Annotated in this window: 16 protein-coding genes; all 16 read left to right on the top strand. The window is 63.0% G+C overall.

Going from position 1 to position 18445, the window contains the following annotated elements; all coding sequences use genetic code 11:
• Positions 1–20: 20 nt before the first annotated feature.
• The 16 genes from dnaE (at position 21) to RO069_RS04795 (ending at position 18381) form a co-directional block, all read left to right on the top strand.
• Positions 21–3503 carry a DNA polymerase III subunit alpha gene (dnaE, locus tag RO069_RS04870; protein WP_328185610.1) on the top strand — a complete coding sequence of 1161 codons (3483 nt, stop codon included), beginning with the start codon at positions 21–23 and terminating at the stop codon, positions 3501–3503.
• Between the two features lie 137 nt (positions 3504–3640).
• Positions 3641–4594, top strand: coding sequence for an acetyl-CoA carboxylase carboxyl transferase subunit alpha (gene accA / locus RO069_RS04865; RefSeq protein ID WP_328185609.1), 954 nt, complete (start codon positions 3641–3643; stop codon positions 4592–4594).
• Positions 4578–5888, top strand: coding sequence for a tRNA lysidine(34) synthetase TilS (tilS, locus tag RO069_RS04860; protein WP_328185608.1), 1311 nt, complete (start codon positions 4578–4580; stop codon positions 5886–5888). Before accA ends, tilS begins: the two co-directional genes overlap by 17 nt.
• A gap of 137 nt (positions 5889–6025) precedes the next feature.
• Positions 6026–7651 (top strand): CTP synthase, encoded by a 1626-nt coding sequence (locus RO069_RS04855; RefSeq protein WP_328185606.1) that lies wholly within the window; start codon positions 6026–6028, stop codon positions 7649–7651.
• 30 nt (positions 7652–7681) lie between these two features.
• The gene (gene kdsA, locus RO069_RS04850; RefSeq protein ID WP_328185605.1) at positions 7682–8527 is read left to right on the top strand and encodes a 3-deoxy-8-phosphooctulonate synthase; all 846 of its coding nucleotides are present in this window, start codon (positions 7682–7684) and stop codon (positions 8525–8527) included.
• 73 nt (positions 8528–8600) lie between these two features.
• A complete protein-coding gene (eno, locus tag RO069_RS04845) occupies positions 8601–9896 on the top strand; it encodes a phosphopyruvate hydratase (RefSeq protein ID WP_328185604.1) in 1296 nt (431 codons plus the stop codon).
• 195 nt (positions 9897–10091) lie between these two features.
• On the top strand, positions 10092–10364 hold the full coding sequence (ftsB, locus tag RO069_RS04840) for a cell division protein FtsB (RefSeq protein WP_328185603.1): 273 nt from the start codon (positions 10092–10094) through the stop codon (positions 10362–10364).
• A gap of 21 nt (positions 10365–10385) precedes the next feature.
• Positions 10386–11096, top strand: coding sequence for a 2-C-methyl-D-erythritol 4-phosphate cytidylyltransferase (gene ispD / locus RO069_RS04835; protein WP_328185602.1), 711 nt, complete (start codon positions 10386–10388; stop codon positions 11094–11096).
• A 28-nt stretch (positions 11097–11124) separates the two neighbouring features.
• Positions 11125–11604, top strand: coding sequence for a 2-C-methyl-D-erythritol 2,4-cyclodiphosphate synthase (gene ispF / locus RO069_RS04830; RefSeq protein ID WP_328185601.1), 480 nt, complete (start codon positions 11125–11127; stop codon positions 11602–11604).
• Positions 11601–12659: a tRNA pseudouridine(13) synthase TruD gene (gene truD, locus RO069_RS04825; protein WP_328185600.1), complete on the top strand. Its 1059-nt coding sequence runs from the start codon at positions 11601–11603 to the stop codon at positions 12657–12659. Before ispF ends, truD begins: the two co-directional genes overlap by 4 nt.
• Before the next feature lie 151 nt (positions 12660–12810).
• On the top strand, positions 12811–13560 hold the full coding sequence (gene surE / locus RO069_RS04820) for a 5'/3'-nucleotidase SurE (protein WP_328185599.1): 750 nt from the start codon (positions 12811–12813) through the stop codon (positions 13558–13560).
• Positions 13557–14213 carry a protein-L-isoaspartate(D-aspartate) O-methyltransferase gene (locus RO069_RS04815; protein WP_328185684.1) on the top strand — a complete coding sequence of 219 codons (657 nt, stop codon included), beginning with the start codon at positions 13557–13559 and terminating at the stop codon, positions 14211–14213. The genes surE and RO069_RS04815 overlap by 4 nt, the downstream gene beginning before the upstream one ends.
• 38 nt (positions 14214–14251) lie before the next feature.
• Positions 14252–15157, top strand: coding sequence for a DUF368 domain-containing protein (locus tag RO069_RS04810; protein ID WP_442915336.1), 906 nt, complete (start codon positions 14252–14254; stop codon positions 15155–15157).
• 333 nt (positions 15158–15490) lie between these two features.
• Positions 15491–16261, top strand: coding sequence for a peptidoglycan DD-metalloendopeptidase family protein (locus RO069_RS04805; protein ID WP_328185598.1), 771 nt, complete (start codon positions 15491–15493; stop codon positions 16259–16261).
• Between the two features lie 303 nt (positions 16262–16564).
• Complete coding sequence (gene rpoS / locus RO069_RS04800; RefSeq protein WP_328185597.1) at positions 16565–17566, top strand: RNA polymerase sigma factor RpoS; 1002 nt, start codon at positions 16565–16567, stop codon at positions 17564–17566.
• A gap of 242 nt (positions 17567–17808) precedes the next feature.
• Positions 17809–18381 carry a chalcone isomerase family protein gene (locus RO069_RS04795; RefSeq protein WP_328185596.1) on the top strand — a complete coding sequence of 191 codons (573 nt, stop codon included), beginning with the start codon at positions 17809–17811 and terminating at the stop codon, positions 18379–18381.
• The last annotated feature ends 64 nt before the right edge of the window (positions 18382–18445 follow it).

Below are 18445 nucleotides of genomic sequence, written 5' to 3'. Positions count from 1 at the left end.
CCACCGGGAATACGAGTTTTATGAGTCAGAATTTTGTCCACCTCCGCGTCCACTCCGAGTACTCCATGGTGGACGGCCTGATCCGGGTCAAGCCACTGATCAACCGGGTGAAGGAGTTGGGCATGCCCGCAGTGGGGCTCACCGAGCAGTCCAACATGTGTTCCCTGGTGCGTTTCTACAAGGCGGCCATGGGGGCGGGGGTAAAGCCCATTCCGGGGGCGGACCTGTGGCTGGAGAACCCGGACGAGCCGGATAACCCGTTCCGTATTACGTTGCTGGCCCGCAACCAGGATGGTTACCTGAACCTGACGGAAATCATCTCCCTGGGCTATACCGAGGGTCAGCGTTACGGCAAGCCCATTATCCGGCGGGAATGGCTGGAGCAGCGGCGGGGCGGTCTGATTGCCCTGTCCGGTGCCAAGATGGGTGATGTGGGCAAGGCCCTGCTGGCCGGCAAGACCGACCTCGCCCGGGAGCGCCTGCGCTACTGGCTGGAACTCTATCCCGACAGCTACTACCTGGAACTGCAGCGTACCGGTCGGGCCGGTGACGAGGACTGCCTCCACGCCAGCGTGGAACTGGCGGCGGAACTCGGCTGTCCGGTGGTGGCCACCAACGATGTCCACTTCCTGGAGGCGGAGGACTTCGAGGCCCACGAGGCCCGGGTCTGCATCGGCGAGAGCCGCACCCTGGCGGACCCGCGCCGGGAGCGCCGTTTCAGCGACCAGCAGTACCTGCGCAGTGCGGAGGAAATGGTCGAACTGTTCGAGGACATCCCCGAGGCCATCGACAACACCGTGGAAATCGCCCGCCGCTGCAGCGTGCCGGTGCGCATGGGTGAGTACTTCCTGCCCAACTACCCCATCCCCGATGGCATGACCATGGATGACTTCTTCCGCAAGGTGTCCGAGGAGGGCCTGGAAGATCGCCTGAAAACCATTCTCAGTCCGGACGACCCGGACTACGAGGAGCGACGGGCCGCCTACTTCAAGCGCCTGAACTTCGAGCTGGATATCATCATCCAGATGGGGTTCCCGGGCTACTTCCTGATCGTGATGGACTTCATCAAGTGGGCCAAGAACAACGGCGTGCCGGTGGGGCCGGGCCGGGGTTCCGGTGCCGGCTCCCTGGTGGCCTACGCCCAGCTCATCACCGACCTGGACCCGCTGCAGTACGACCTGCTGTTCGAGCGTTTCCTCAACCCGGAACGGGTCTCCATGCCCGACTTCGACGTTGACTTCTGCATGGAGGGCCGTGACCGGGTCATCGACTATGTGGCGGAGAAGTACGGTCGCGAGGCGGTGTCCCAGATCATCACCTTCGGCACCATGGCCGCCAAGGCGGTGGTGCGTGACGTGGCCCGGGTGCAGGGCAAATCCTATGGTCTGGCGGACCGGCTCTCCAAGATGATTCCCTTCGAGCCGGGCATGACCCTGGAGAAGGCGCTGGAGCAGGAAGAGCAGTTGCGGGACTTCCTGGAGCAGGATGAGGAAGCCCAGGAAATCTGGGAGATGGCCCTGAAGCTCGAAGGGGTGTGCCGGAATGCCGGCAAGCACGCCGGGGGCGTGGTGATCGCTCCCACCAAGATCACCGATTTTTCGCCCCTGTACTGTGATGACGAGGGCGGCAGCCTGGTGACCCAGTTCGACAAGGGGGACGTGGAAGACGCCGGCCTGGTGAAGTTCGACTTCCTGGGGCTGCGGACCCTGACCATCATCGACTGGGCCCTGAAGATGATCAATCCCCGCCGGCAGAAGCGGGGCGAGGCGGAGCTGGATATCAACGACATCCCGCTGGATGACGTACCCTCCTTCGACATGCTCAAGAAGGCGGAAACCACCGCCGTGTTCCAGCTGGAATCCCGGGGCATGAAGGACCTGATCCGGCGCCTGCAGCCGGATTCCCTGGAGGACATGATCGCCCTGGTGGCCCTGTTCCGTCCGGGCCCGCTGCAGTCGGGCATGGTGGACGACTTCATCGACCGGAAGCACGGTCGCCAGCCCATGTCGTTCCCGCACCCCGATTACCAGTACGAAGGCCTGAAACCGGTGCTGGAGCCCACCTACGGGGTTATCCTCTACCAGGAGCAGGTCATGCAGATCGCCCAGGTGATGGCCGGCTACACCCTGGGTGGCGCGGACATGCTGCGCCGGGCCATGGGCAAGAAGAAACCGGAGGAGATGGCCAAGCAGAAGGCCATCTTCCTGGACGGCTGTGCCAATAATGGCATCGACAAGACCCTGGCGGAGAACATCTTCGACCTGGTGGAAAAGTTCGCCGGCTACGGCTTCAACAAGTCCCACTCGGCGGCCTACGCCCTGGTGTCCTACCAGACCCTGTGGCTGAAGGCCCACTACCCGGCGGAGTTCATGGCGGCGGTACTCACCGCCGATATGCAGAACACCGACAAGGTCGTCACCCTGGTGGAGGAATGCCGGGCCATGGGGCTGGACCTGGTGCTGCCGGATGTCAGCACCTCCGAGTACACCTTCACGGTGAACGACGAGGGCCAGATCGTCTACGGTCTTGGCGCCATCAAGGGGCTGGGTGAGGGGCCCATCCAAAGCATCGTGGAAGCCCGCCAGGACGGCGGGGCCTACGAGGACCTGTTCGATTTCTGCTGCCGGGTGGATCTGAAAAAGGTCAACAAGCGGGCCCTGGAAGCACTGATCCGCGCCGGTGCCGTGGACAAGCTCGGGCCGGGCCGGGCCCAGTTGATGGCCAGTATCGACAAGGCCATCCAGCAGGCGGGCCAGCAGTCCCGCAATGAGTCCGTGGGCATGACCGACATGTTCGGTGACATCCTGGGCGGTGACGAGGGCGTGGATCCCTTTGCCGATGTGGCCCATGTGCGGGAATGGCCGGAGAAGGAGCGCCTCAAGGGTGAGAAGGACACCCTGGGCCTGTACCTGACCGGGCACCCGTTCGATGAGTACGAGAAGGAAGTGCGCCGTTTCGTGCGCTCATCCATCTCCGACCTGCAGCCGTCGCGCTCGCCCCAGCGGGTGGCGGGACTGATTGTTGCCCAGCGCACCATGAAAACCCGTACCGGCTCCACCATGTGCTTTGTCACCCTCGACGACCGCAGTGGCCGTATCGAGGCGACGCTGTTCTCAGAGGCCTTCAATGCCAACCGGGAACTGCTGCAGTCGGACCAGGTGATCGTGTTGGAGGGGCAGGTTAGCCACGATGACTATTCCGGCCAGATGAAGATGCGGGTCAGCTCGGTGATGGATGTGGCCACCGCCCGGCAGTCCTTCAGTCGGGGGTTGCAGCTGAAGCTGGAAGCGAAACAGTTGCACAATGGTCTGCTGGACAAGCTGGACAATACCCTGCGGCCGTTCCGTAGCCAGGGCAGCCCGGTATGGATCGAGTATGTGGGCGATTGTGCCAGTACCCGCATCGAACTGGGGGAAACCTGGCGGGTGCAGCCGGATGACAAGCTACTCTACGAGCTGAAATACCTGGTGGGCGATAACCAGGTGGAACTGGTCTATGATTGATGGTGGTGATTCACATTAAGAACAATCAGACTAAGGTCCGCTTTTTTACATAGCCTTGCATTGGTATCTTTAGGCAAATCTTGAAACTCCAGCGCCCCTGATTGTTGCGCTGAACAAAGACAAGTTGATGGAACACCATGAACCCTAACTACCTGGACTTCGAACAGCCCATCGCCGACCTGGAAGCCAAGATCGAAGAATTGCGACTGGTTGGCAACGACACAGAAATCAACATTACCGACGAGATCAGCCGGCTCCGGAACAAGAGCATCAGCCTCACCGAGAGCATTTTCTCCGACCTGAAAGCCTGGGACGTCGCCCGCCTGGCCCGACATCCCCGTCGTCCCTACACCCTCGACTACGTTGACATGGTGTTCGAGGACTTCGATGAGCTGCACGGCGACCGGGCCTATGCCGATGACCAGGCCATTGTGGGCGGTACCGCCCGGCTGGATGGCAAGCCGGTGATGGTGATCGGCCACCAGAAGGGCCGTGAAGTGCGTGACAAGGTGCGCCGCAATTTTGGTATGCCCCGACCAGAAGGCTACCGCAAGGCCCTGCGCCTGATGGAAATGGCCGAGCGTTTCCGCATGCCGGTGCTGACCTTTATCGACACGCCGGGTGCCTATCCGGGGATTGGCGCCGAGGAGCGGGGCCAGAGCGAAGCCATCGCCCGTAACCTTGCGGTGATGTCCCGGCTGAAGACCCCGATCCTGTCCACCGTGGTGGGCGAGGGCGGCTCCGGTGGTGCGCTGGCCATCGGTGTCTGCGATCACCTGTATATGCTGCAGTACTCCACCTACGCGGTTATCTCTCCCGAGGGCTGTGCCTCCATCCTCTGGAAGAGTGCGGACCACGCTTCCCAGGCCGCCGAAGCCATGGGGGTGACCGCCAGTCGTCTGAAGGAACTGGGTGTGGCGGATACCGTGATCAGGGAGCCCCTGGGTGGCGCCCACCGCAATCCCCAGGAAATGGCCGACAACCTCAAGGAAGAACTGCTCAAGGGGCTGCACGAAATGGGCAACCTCAGCCAGGACGAGCTGGTGGCCCGGCGCTACGAGCGCCTGACCCGCTATGACACGGGGCGGTAACCCGCCCTCCGACACTTCCCTCCCGGAGTTGCTGGCGCCCCTGGAGGCGCTCGCCGTCACCGGCCACGTCCGGGTCGCCCTGTCCGGCGGCCTGGACTCCGTGGTCCTGCTCCACCTGGCCCACCGGGTGTTCGAGCACCATCCTGCCGGCTTTTCCGCCATCCACGTCAATCACCAGCTACAGCCGGACGCGGTTGCCTTCGAGGCCCTGTGTCAGCGGACTTGTGAGCAGCTGGCTGTACCCCTGGAGGTGGTTCCTGTCGATGTGGAAGCGGGCGGGGGCAGTGTCGAAACCGCCGCGCGAGAGGCTCGCTACCGGATGTTCTCCGAACGGCTGGGCGCCGGTGATGTGCTGCTGATGGCCCACCATGCCGACGACCAGGTGGAAACCCTGCTGTTCCGGTTCCTGCGGGGCACCGGTGTGCGCGGGCTGGCCGGTATGCCGGTGGCGCGGGCGCTTGGTCAGGGGACGCTGGTCCGGCCCTGGTTGCAGGTGCCCCGGTCCCGGCTCCGGCAGCAGGCGCAGCTGGCAGGGTGGTCCTGGGTGGAGGACCCCACCAATACCGATGAGGGGGTCGATCGCAACTTCCTGCGCCAGCGGGTGTTGCCGGACCTCCGGCAACGCTGGCCCCATCTGGATCGCCGGCTGCTGGCCACCGCCCGTGCCTGCGGGGAATCCGCCGGACTGGCGGCCATGCTGGCGGAAACCCACTTCCATCAGTTGCAGGCGGGGCCAGGTCGCCTTGACCTGCCGGGGGTTCGCGCCCTGCCCATGGTGGCCCGGCGCAACCTGTTGCAATGGTGGCTGGGAGAGGACCTGGACCGGTCCCTGGGTGACGATGAGGTCCATGACCTTGCGGAAGCCGCGGACGATGCCCGACCGGAGATCCTGGCTGGTGAATTTGCCCTGAGGCGGTTTCAGGGCCATATTTACCGGGTGTCCCGGACACCGGCGCCGCTGGCGGCAGAGCAGCCACTGGCGGCGGGCCGGACCGTACAGGACGGGGAGTTCCGGCTCTGCCTGCACCCGGCAGGGGGCAGTGGGGAGGTGCCGGAACTGCACCTCCGCCACCGCCGGGGCGGTGAGCACTTCAGGCCAAGGCCCGGCGGGCCGACCCGGTCGCTGAAGAAATGGCTCCAGGAGCAGCAGGTTCCCCCCTGGGAGCGGGACCGGCTGCCACTGGTGTTCCGGGGAAACGACGAGTTGGTGGCCGTCGCGGACCTGTGGTGCGAGCCCGGACTGGCGGGCCCGTACCCCGGGGATGGCGGGTGGCTGGAGATACGGCGGGAGTAGCGGCATGGCCCGGGCTGTCAGGAGCAACTTTTACGGCGGGTTCGGATTGAGCGCCGGGGGGCTTTCTGGTAATCTGGCGTCCCATCTTGAGATGACAATCTCCCTCCTTTACTGAACCTGACAATCACGGAATCTGCATGACGCGTTATATTTTCGTCACCGGCGGTGTTGTGTCCTCATTGGGGAAAGGGATCGCGTCTGCCTCCCTGGCGGCCATCCTGGAAGCACGGGGCCTGAAGGTCACCATTCTCAAGCTGGACCCCTATATCAATGTGGACCCGGGCACCATGAGCCCGTTCCAGCACGGTGAGGTCTTCGTGACCGAAGACGGTGCAGAAACCGACCTGGACCTTGGCCACTACGAGCGGTTTATCCGCACGCCCATGACCCGCCGCAACAACTTCACCACTGGCCGGGTCTACGAGGAAGTCATTCGCAAGGAGCGCCGGGGTGATTACCTGGGTGGTACCGTACAGGTAATCCCGCACATTACCGACGAGATCAAGCGTCGTGTGGTGGAGGGCGCCGCCGGGGTGGATGTGGCCCTGGTGGAAATCGGCGGCACCGTGGGTGACATCGAGTCGCTGCCGTTCCTGGAAGCCTGCCGCCAGCTCAAGGTGGAAGTGGGCCCCCAGCGGGCGCTGTTCATGCACCTGACCCTGGTGCCTTATATCGCCACCGCCGGCGAGATCAAGACCAAGCCCACCCAGCACTCCGTGAAGGAAATGCGCTCCATCGGCCTGCAGCCGGATATCCTGCTGTGCCGGTCCGAGCATGAGGTGGATGCCGGCTCCCGCCGCAAGATCGCCCTGTTCACCAACGTGGAGGAGCGGGCGGTTATTCCGCTGGAGGACGCCCGTTCCATCTACTCCATTCCCCGCATGCTCCATGGTTTCGGCCTGGACCAGCTGATCATCGAGCGCTTCAACCTCAAGGCCGGTGAAGTGGACCTGAGCGAGTGGGATGCGGTGGTGGACGCCCTGACCAACCCGCAGCAGGAAGTCACCATTGCCATGGTGGGCAAGTACATGGAGCTGCTGGACGCCTACAAGTCGCTGATCGAATCGCTGCTCCATGCCGGTATCAAGACCCGCACCAAGGTCAATATCGAGTACATCGACTCCGAGGATATCGAGCGCAACGGTACCGGGGTCCTGGAGAAGGTGGACGCGATCCTGGTACCGGGCGGATTCGGCGAGCGTGGTGTGGAAGGCAAGATTACCACCGTGAAGTACGCCCGCGAGAACAAGGTGCCCTACCTGGGTATCTGCCTGGGTATGCAGGTGGCGGTGATCGAATACGCCCGTAACGTGGCCGGTCTGGAAGGGGCCCATTCCAGCGAGTTCCGGGAGAATTCCCCGGCGCCGGTGGTGGGGCTGATCACCGAATGGCTGGATGCCAGTGGCAACCGCGAGGAGCGTACCGAGGAATCCGACATTGGCGGCACCATGCGCCTGGGCGCCCAGGACTGCGTGGTTACCGAGGACTCCACCATCGGCCAGTGCTACGGCAGGAAGATCATCCGCGAGCGCCACCGGCATCGCTACGAGGTCAACAACCATTTCGTGCCGCAGCTGGAGCAGGCCGGCCTTCGGGTTTCGGGCCGGTCCACCGACGGCAAACTGGTGGAAGTGGTGGAAGTGCCGGACCATCCCTGGTTCGTGGCCTGCCAGTTCCATCCGGAGTTCACCTCCACCCCCCGTGACGGACACCCGCTGTTCACCGGATTCGTGGAAGCGGCTCTCAAGAACGCCGGACGATAACGGCCCGGACCCACGCAAGGACACACAGCCATGGCACAGAACACCGTCTCGGTCGCCGATCTCACCATCGCCAATGACCAGCCGTTCGTACTGTTCGGCGGCATGAATGTGCTGGAGTCCCGGGAGCTGGCCTTCGAGGTGGCGGAGGCCTACGTGGACATTACCCGTCGCCTCGGTATTCCCTACGTCTTCAAGGCCTCCTTCGACAAGGCCAACCGGTCCTCCATTAATTCCTTCCGTGGCCCCGGGCTCGAAAAGGGCCTGCAATGGCTGGCGGACATCAAGGCGAAGTACCAGGTTCCCGTGATTTCCGATGTCCATGAGCCCTGGCAGGCCGAGCCAGCTGCCGAGGTGTGTGACATCATCCAGCTACCGGCCTTCCTCAGTCGCCAGACCGACCTGGTGGTGGCCATGGCGAAGACCGGCGCGGTGATCAATATCAAGAAGGGCCAGTTCCTCGCGCCCCGTGAGATGGCCCACATCATCAACAAGTGCGGGGAGGCCGGCAACGACCGGGTCATCCTCTGCGAGCGGGGCACCAGCTTCGGTTACAACAACCTGGTGGTGGACATGCTGGGCTTCGGGCAGATGAAGGAGCTGGGTGTGCCGGTATTCTTCGATGTCACCCACGCCCTGCAGATGCCCGGTGGCCGGGCGGACTCCGCCGGCGGACGCCGCGCCCAGGTGATGGACCTGGCCATGGCCGGTATGTCCCAGGGCCTGGCCGGACTGTTCCTGGAAGCGCACCCGGACCCGGACAAGGCCCTGTGCGACGGCCCCTGTGCCCTGCGGCTGAGCCAGCTGGAGCCGTTCCTGAAGCGGGTGAAGGCCATGGACGAGCTGGTAAAAGGTTTTGAACCCCTCGATACGGCCTGAGGTTGCCTGCGGGCAAGGCCATGATTGTCGATTTTGATACGTTGATCTGAACATTATCCGGAGAGTGAAAAGCATGACCAAAATCGCTGATATCAAGGGCCGGGAGGTCCTGGATTCCCGCGGCAACCCGACGGTGGAAGCCGACGTGATCCTTGAGGATGGAACCCTCGGCCGGGCCTGTGCACCGTCAGGGGCCTCCACCGGCTCCCGGGAAGCGCTGGAACTCCGCGATCAGGATAAGGGTCGTTACCTGGGTAAGGGGGTCACCAAGGCGGTCGCCGCCGTAAAAGGTGATATCCGTAAGGCCCTGGTCGGCAAGGACGCGTCGGATCAGCGGGCGCTGGACCAGATCATGATCGACCTGGACGGCACCGACAACAAGGCCAACCTGGGCGCCAACGCCATCCTGGCGGTGTCCCTGGCGGCGGCCAAGGCGGCGGCAACGTCCCTGGGCAAGCCTCTGTACGAGCACATTGCCGACGTCAACGGCACCGCCGGCCAGTACTCCATGCCGGTACCGATGATGAATATCCTCAATGGCGGTGAGCATGCCGACAACAACGTGGATATCCAGGAATTCATGGTGCAGCCGGTTGCCGCCAGGAGCTTTGCCGAAGCCCTGCGCGTGGGCGCCGAGATTTTCCATAGCCTTAAGAAGGTGCTGAAGAACCAGGGCCTGAACACCGCCGTTGGTGACGAAGGCGGTTTCGCCCCCAACCTGCCGTCCAACGAGGCAGCCCTCGCCGCCATCCAGGAAGCCGTCGAGGCCGCCGGTTACAAACTGGGCACCGACGTGACCCTGGCCCTGGACTGCGCCTCCTCCGAGTTCTATCGGGACGGGCAGTACCAGCTCTCCGGCGAAGGCAAGAGCTTCGACTCCGCCGGTTTCGCGGATTACCTGGCGGGGCTGTGCGAGCGTTTCCCCATCGTCTCCATTGAAGACGGCATGGACGAGAGCGACTGGGATGGCTGGAAGGTGCTCACCGACAAGCTGGGCAGCAAGGTGCAGCTGGTGGGCGACGACCTGTTCGTGACCAACACCCGCATCCTGAAGGAAGGCATCGAGAAGGGCGTTGGCAACTCCATCCTGATCAAGTTCAACCAGATCGGCAGCCTGTCCGAGACCCTGGATGCCATCAAGATGGCCCAGGACGCCGGTTATACGGCAGTGATCTCCCACCGTTCCGGTGAAACCGAGGACACCACCATCGCCGACCTGGCGGTGGCCACCTGCGCCGGCCAGATCAAGACTGGCTCCCTGTGCCGTTCCGACCGGGTTGCCAAGTACAACCAACTGCTCCGCATCGAGGAGGCGCTGGATGGCAAGGCACCATACCGCGGCCTGTCCGAGATCAAGGGCCAGGGCTAGGCGATCAACCGCCAGAAGCCCCGGTTAGTGCATAGCGGCATTAATTAGGCTAGACTCTTGCTGCCGCCGGTTGTTCGCTCAGCCGGCGGTTTTGTGACTCAGGGCAGGGAAGTATCGGCGGAAGGCCCATATTGCCTTCCCCGCATGAAAGCCCGATGTCACGCTGAAATTGGCGTTGAATAACGGAATTATGCGATGAAGGTGCTCTGGTCCATCATGGTCATACTGATTGTCCTGCTGCAGGTGCGCCTGTGGGTGGGGGAAGGCAGTTATGCCCAGGTCTGGGGTCTGAGCGAAACCATTGCCGAGCAGCGTCAGGAAAACGCCAGGCTCGCCGCCCGTAACGAACGCCTCTACGCCGAGGTTCGCAACCTGGGCTCCGGCCAGGGCGCCGTCGAGGAACGGGCCCGCAAGGACCTGGGACTGATCCGCAATGATGAAACCTTCTTCCTGGTTGTCGAGCCCTGAATCCAGAGCTTCCCGTTGTCTATGAATACCCACCGTTTCTGGCTTGTGGTGCCCGCCGCCGGTATCGGCCAGCGCATGCAGTCCTCCGTTCCCAAGCAATACCTGAAGCTCTCCGGCCGGTTCGTGCTGGACGTCACCCTGTCCCGTTTGCTGGAAGCCGGCCCCTGGGCGGGGTGTGTGGTGCCACTCCACGGGGAGGATCAGTGGTGGGCCCTCAGTGGGAGTGCCTCGGACCGTCGCATTGAAACCTGTGCCGGCGGTGACGAACGGGTCGACTCGGTAATCGGCGCATTGCATCACCTTTCCGGCCGGGCAGGTGACCGTGACTGGGTGCTGGTCCATGATGTGGCCCGTCCATGCATTCACCCCGAGGACCTGGCCCGACTGAGGACGGAGCTGGCCGGCGATGCGGTTGGCGGTCTGCTGGCGTCGCCGGTGTCCGATACCATCAAGCAGGTGGAAACGGGCGCTGACCGCATCCGGGCCACCGTGGACCGGCGCCGCCTGTGGCGGGCCTTCACCCCGCAGATGTTCCGCTATGGTGACTTGCTGCCGGCGCTGGAGACCGGCGTCCGTGAACATCCCGGAGCCATCACCGACGAGGCCTCCGCGATGGAATTGGCCGGCTGGCAGCCGCGGGTGGTTAGCGGGCGCACCGACAATATCAAGATTACCGTTCCGGAGGACCTGGCGCTGGCGGAGTTCATACTCGCCCGCCAGGACGCCGGGTAACTCCCTTTTTCAGGTACAGGCAGGTGTCATGAGGATAGGTCAGGGCTTCGATGTCCACGGGTTCTGCGAAGGCTCACAAGTCATCATTGGTGGTGTTCCCATCCCTTACGAGAAGGGGCTCAAGGCCCATTCCGACGGTGATGTACTGCTCCACGCCATCGCGGATGCCCTGCTTGGGGCGGCGGCCCTGGGCGACATTGGTCACCTGTTCCCGGATACCAGTGCCGAATGGGCCGGTGCCGACAGTCGCGTGTTGCTGCGGGAAGTGCGTCGCCAGGTGGCGGACCGGGGACTGCGGGTGATCAACGTGGACAGCACCATCATCGCCCAGGCCCCGAAGATGGCCCCCCATGTGGACGCCATGCGCCAGCATATCGCCGAGGACCTGGGGGTGGCCATGGACCGTGTCAGCGTCAAGGCCACCACCACGGAAAAGCTGGGCTTCACCGGCCGTGGGGAAGGCATCGCCTGCCAGGCGGTCTGCCTCCTGGACGACGACCACTCATGAGTCGCTGGCGGCTGGACTGGCCCTGGCCGGAAGGCACACCGTCGGGAACCGCCCGGCTGAAAGTCTGCCCGGAGGATTTCCGGGTGACCGAGAAGCTGGAGGTGGGCGGACCAGTCCAGGAACTGGACGGACAGTGCGACATTGAGGTGCCGGGGCGGGGGGAGCACCTGCTGCTGTACCTGGAAAAGACCGGCGACAACACCCCCTGGGTGGCGTACCGGCTGGGAGAACTGGCCGGATGTGGCGATCGCGGTATCGGCTACAGTGGCCTCAAGGACCGCCACGCAGTCACCCGCCAGTGGTTCAGTGTGCAACGGCCCGGTCTGGAAAGCGGGGATGCGGACTTCATCCGGGCACTGCAGCAGCAGTGGCCAGTGTTGGCGGTCGCCCGCCGGGACCGCAAGCTGCGGCGGGGTGAGCATCAGGCCAATCACTTCCGGATCCGCCTGCGGGAGGTCACCGGAGACCCGGGGGAACTTTCGCAACGGCTCGATACCCTGGCCCGGGAGGGTTGCCCCAACTATGTCGGGTTGCAGCGCTTCGGTCATGAGGGTGGCAACCTGGAGCGGGCGGTGGCGTTAGCCGAAAAGCCGGCCCGTCGACGGCGCCGTGGTCGCAAGGCGTCCGGCAACCGCGAAGGGCTGTATTTCTCCGCCGCCCGTTCCTGGCTGTTCAACGAGGTGCTGTCGGAGCGTGTGGAACAGGGCAGCTGGCGAGACCTGCTGGACGGTGAGCCGGATCCTGTCCCCACCGGTCCGCTATGGGGGGATGGCGGCACCGGGGCGCAGGGGGCTCAGGGAGCCCTGGAACGGGAAGTCGTCGCCCGCCACCCGCAGATGGAAGCGGTGTTCGCCGATACCCGCATGGCCCCTGAACGCCGTGCGCTGGTGCTCCGGCCATCCGGGCTGGACTGGACCCTGTCCGACGTGGAGGAGGGCGCCTGCCTGGACCTGTCGTTTACCCTGTCACCCGGCCAATACGCCACCACCCTGCTGTCGTCGTTGGTGACCCTGATCGCGTCGTCCGGCGGGCAGGAACCGGCGGAATTTTCGTAACCGATCTGTCAGAATGGCCCTCCCATGACACAAATGTCATCGTTTATCCGTTAGAATTCTGACGCGGCTTATTCTAATGACGTGATGCCTAGTACGCCGTGGGGCGCACTAGCCGGGCATCACTGGAACATTCTCGGAGAGACTGGAAATCGTGCGTATCTTGCTGTCGAACGATGATGGGGTGCACTCCCCGGGGCTGGTGGCCCTCCATGCCGGCCTGGAAGGGCTGGCGGAACTGGAGGTAGTGGCGCCGGACCGTGATCACAGCGGTGCCAGCAACTCGCTGACCCTCAACCGTCCACTGACCGTGGAACAGCATCCCGGCGGCTTCCGCTCGGTGGATGGAACCCCCACCGACTGCGTACACCTGGCGGTGAACGGCCTGTTCGACAGACCATTTGACCGGGTGGTTTCCGGCATCAATACCCATGCCAACCTGGGCGACGACATCATCTACTCCGGCACCGTGGCGGCCGCCACCGAGGGCCGTCACCTGGGCCTGCCGGCCATTGCCGTGTCCCTGGTCAATGAGGGGCACTTCCACTACGAGACTGCCGCCCGGGTGGTTCGCATGCTGCTGGAGCGTGACGACTGGCCCGACCTGGGCAGCCGCTGCATCCTCAATGTGAACGTACCGGATGTCCCCTGGGACGCTATCGCGGGTTTCCGGGTGACCCGGCTGGGGCACCGTGGCCGGGCCGAAGGGGCCGTGCCCATGACCTGCCCCCGGGGCAAGGCCCGCTATTGGATTGGTGCCGCCGGTGAGGGGGCCGACGCCGGGCCCGGCACGGATTTTCACGCCGTCCGTGAGAACTATGTGTCCATCACCCCGGTCCATATCGACATGACCAGGCATGATGCGTTGTCATCCCTTAGGCACTGGGTGGAGGCCGGACGCTGATGGTAGCCATTGACGGAATCGGAATGACCTCCCGCCGCACCCGGATGCGGCTGATCCAGCGGCTGCGGGAAGCCGGCATCGCCGATGAACGGGTCCTGGGGGCGATGGAGGAGGTGCCCCGGCATATCTTCGTGGATGAGGCCCTGTCCCACCGGGCCTACGAGGACACGGCGCTGCCCATCGGCAATAACCAAACCCTGTCCCAGCCCTACATTGTCGCCCGTATGACCGAGGTGCTGATGAGCGCCAGCCCGAAGAAGGTGCTGGAACTGGGCACCGGCTCCGGATACCAGACCGCCATCCTGGCCCGGCTGTGTGATGAAGTGTATAGCGTGGAACGGATCAAGGCACTGCAGGACCGGGCCCGGGAGCGGATGCACCTGCTCAAGCAACGCAATGTGATGCTGCGACTGGCGGATGGTCCCATGGGCTGGCCCGACCGGGGCCCCTACGACGGCATCATGGTGACCGCCGCGCCCCGGATGCTGCCGGAGGAGTTGCTGGACCAGCTCGCGGATGGTGGCGTCATGGTGTCGCCGGTGGGCGAGGAACAGCAGGTGCTGGTCAGGGTCACCCGGGAAGGCGACACATTCCATACCGAGGAAATGGAACCGGTGCGGTTTGTACCATTGCTGGGCGGGGTGGTTCGTTGAAGGGAATCCGGCAGGCCGCAGGGATTTTCATCAGGGGCATGGCCATGGGGGCCGCGGACGTGGTTCCGGGGGTGTCCGGTGGCACCGTGGCCTTTATCACCGGCATCTACTTTCGACTGCTGGGAGCTATTGGCGCCGTGCCGTCGGCCTTCCTGCACTCCTTTGTCCGGGGGCATTGGCGCCGCTTCTGGCATGAGATCGATGGCGTTTTCCTGGTCTCGCTGCTGGCCGGCATTCTCACCAGTATCGCCACCCTTGCCAACCTGATCACCTGGGGTCTGGAAACCTATCCCATTGCCCTATGGAGCTTTTTCTTCGGGCTGATCGTGGCCTCGGTCTGGCATGTGCTCGGACAGATGAAGGAGCGCCGGTGGTGGCAGCTACTCCCCATTGCGGCGGGGGCCGCGTTTGCCTGGTGGGTGACGACCCTCTCCGCCGGGCAGGTCCATCCGGGGGCGACCGCCTTCTTCCTGTCCGGCGCCCTGGCCATCTGCGCCATGATCCTGCCGGGGCTGTCGGGCAGTTTTATCCTCCTGATCCTGGGCATGTACGGCCCGGTGCTGACGGCGGTCCGTGAACTGGACCTGGCACTGGTTGGCCTGTTCATGGCCGGCTGCGTCCTGGGGCTGTTGAGCTTTGCACGGTTGCTGGGCCTGGCCCTGCGCCAGGCCCACGATCTGGTGCTGGCGGTACTGACCGGTTTCATGGTCGGCGCCCTGAACCGGGTCTGGCCCTGGCAGGAAGTGGTGAGCTGGCGTACCGACAGTAGTGGGAATCAGGTACCCCTGGAGCAGATGAGCGTCTCGCCGATGCGTTATGCTGAGGTGACAGGCGAGCCGGCACAGATTACCGTAGCGGTTGTGGCCCTCCTGGTGGGCCTGGCCCTGGTGCTGTTAGGCGAATGGGTTGCTGGTCGTAGATCACAGGCACCGTCTGCGGCGTAAGCTGCGTGATGAACTGCCGTATTTAACGACATCAGTTTTCCAGGGCTGTGCCATGGGTCACGGTATGGGTGCGAAGGGTGTTACCTTTTTGGTGGGTCACTTGTTTCCTCAGGTAACACTTGGTGATTCCCGGTAACCCGGACATGTTTACAAAAGATGCAAGAAATTAGTGGTTTAGGGGATCAATCGCCAAAACGTGCTAAGCTGAAAAGATAATTTCGAGATAAAAACGACATCAATATATCCGTGAATTATAGCCGCAGTCAGCGTCAGCCGGGTCCGGGGATGGGCCCGCCCTCCTGCTCCGGATGGAGACATTGCCTCCTTCTGCTGATGCTTGCGACCCTGTCATCGGCCACCCTGGTGGGGTGTAATACCGCCGCCATCTATGGCGACAGGGACTACAATCCCACCGTGACCTGGGGGCGCCATGTGGTCGAAAAAGGGGAGACCCTGTACAGCATTGCCTGGCGGTATGGCCGCGATTACCGGGAGCTGGGTAACGCCAACGGCATAGCGCCCCCCTATACCATCCACCCTGGCCAGGTCATCCGCCTGGATCTTGAGGGAAAGGTTCCCGCCGATGCGCCCAGGACCGCTTCCCGCCCCAGCCGGTCCTCCGGAACCCCTGCCTCTTCTCCGGCCCCGTCGACAAAACCCGAGCCGGCTCCAACGGTTACCCGCAAGCCGGACCGTAATGAGGACCTGTCGGAACAGAGCCAGACGGTCTCTGACATAAACTGGCGCTGGCCCCACGTTGGCACTGTAATTGCAAAATTTTCCACATCCGGGAAAGTCAACAAAGGCATTGATATTGCCGGCAATTCCGGAGACCTGATCAGGGCGGCCGCCGACGGAAGTGTGGTGTACGCCGGTAACGGCCTGCTCGGGTACGGTAATCTGATTATCATCAACCACAACGAGCACTACCTGAGTGCATACGCCCACAACAGGCGCATTCTGGTAGCGGAAGGGGAGAATGTGAAGCAGGGCCAGACCATCGCCGAACTGGGAAGTACCGGCACGGATGGCAACAAGCTTCACTTCGAAATACGGCGAAACGGTAACCCCGTGGACCCGTTACCTTACCTTCCGACACGCTAGGTCGGATTCCGGTTGTCAATACCCCCGGATCCGTGAAGAATGATCAAAGGAAGGCAGGGAGGCATCAGAACGTCACACACACTATCTAGTCTGTCCGTTGATGGGCGCATAACACCAATAAGAACAGGAAACTGTCACTCGTTTCATACAAGCAATGTCCTGAACCAAGAAAAAGCGGAATCAACAAAAACGGGGCTCGCAACAAGAAAAATCAGCGGGCAGTCATCCGGCAGGACCCGGGGATGCATCATTCCGGAGTAGGGCACTTGCCGACAGGATCATTTGAAAGGCGGGGCTAGAGTTATGTCTGCAGAACATGAAGAGATGATCATCGATCGTGTTGCTGATGTAGAAGACACCGAAGACGAAGCGGAGGCCCAGGAGGTCGTCGCGGAAGTTACCACCGACACCGCATCCGCCCCCGCGGATGAGCCGGATTTTACCCCCCACGGTCGATATTTCGGCTCCCAGAAGCAGCTGGATGCCACCCAGCTCTATCTCAACGAGATCGGTTTTTCTCCATTGCTGACGCCGGAAGAGGAAGTCTACTTCGCGCGTCTGGCCCGCAAGGGCGAGGAAGCAGGGCGCAAGCGAATGATCGAGAGCAACCTTCGCCTGGTGGTGAAGATTGCCCGGCGTTACGTGAATCGTGGGCTGACCCTGCTGGACCTGATTGAGGAAGGTAACCTGGGACTGATTCGCGCCGTCGAAAAGTTTGACCCGGAGCGCGGCTTCCGGTTTTCCACCTACGCCACCTGGTGGATTCGCCAGACCATCGAGCGGGCGATCATGAACCAGACACGCACCATCCGTCTGCCGATCCATGTGGTGAAGGAGCTGAACCTCTACCTGCGCGCCGCCCGGGAACTCACCCAGAAACTGGACCACGAGCCTTCCGCGGAAGAAATCGCCAACATGGTGGACAAGCCAGTGAGCGATGTGGAGCGCATGCTGGGGCTCAATGAGCGTGTGGCCTCCATGGACACGCCCATTGGCACCGGCGGCGAGAAATCGCTGCTGGATACGGTGGCGGACGAAGGCGCCCATGACCCGGCGGACATGCTGCAGGACAATAACCTGTGCACCTGTCTTGAGAACTGGATCGACCAGCTCAGCGACAAGCAGCAGGAAGTGCTGTCACGCCGCTTTGGCCTGCGGGGGTATCCCACCAGCACACTGGAGGAAGTCGGCCGGGAGATCGGCCTGACCCGCGAGCGTGTCCGGCAGATCCAGGTGGAAGCCCTGCGCCGGCTGCGGGAAATCCTCGAGAAGGAGGGCTTGTCCAGCACCCTGCTGTTCAAGTAATCCCTGTACCTGAGAGCGGAGAAACCGGCCATGATCCTGGCCGGTTTTTTTATGGTGATGTTTTTGTGATGGGTATTACGCCCGACAGGCTCCGGATGGGTGAATTCTCGGTTACCATACACCGGCTATCCCGACAGGTGGGATACCCCCGGCTTTCGAGGTCGGGAGCCCTTTACGGCATGGTTTGTCGCCGTGGGTGCCCGGGCCGTCAGCCTTCCAATAACGAATAACAGGAGTTAACTATGGTTTCACGCTTGATGGCCGTTGTCTGCGGATTGTGTCTGAGCGCTCTGGCCGCCTCCGGTGCCGCCGCCGTGGAAGTGGAAGGAGTCAACGTTGCGGAGTCAAAGACCGTGGACGGTTCCGGTCTTGTGCTGAATGGCGTCGGTGTCCGCTCCAAGTTCTTTATCGACCTGTATGTGGCGGCCCTGTACCTGCCATCGAAGACCTCCGATGAAGCCGCCATTCTCGAGGCCGATGAAACCCAGGCCATGGTGCTGCACGTGATCTCCGGTCGCATCAACAGCGACAACATGACCGAGGCGACCCTGGAGGGGTTCGAGAATTCCACCGGCGGCAATATGGCCCCGATCCAGCAGGAGGTGGACGAACTGCTGACGGTCTTCGCCGACGAGATCAGTGAAGGGGACACCTTTGAACTGGTTTATGTTCCCGATGAAGGCGTGCGAGTGATCAAGAACGGTCAGGTGGGCAAGACCATCGGCGACCGTGCCTTCAAGGAAGCCCTGTTCGGCATCTGGTTGGGTAACGAGCCGGCCCAGGGCAGTCTGAAGGACGATATGCTGGGCGAGTGACCTATCCCAGGGCGGCTTTGGCCGCCCTGGAGCCATACAGGTCCGGAGCCTGAGACTTGGGGGG

The sequence above is a fragment of the Marinobacter sp. OP 3.4 genome (genome assembly GCF_036224885.1).
Taxonomy (GTDB): domain Bacteria; phylum Pseudomonadota; class Gammaproteobacteria; order Pseudomonadales; family Oleiphilaceae; genus Marinobacter.
The sequence above is the reverse complement of the archived record's forward strand: the minus strand, read 5'-3'. Positions and strand labels throughout refer to the sequence as shown.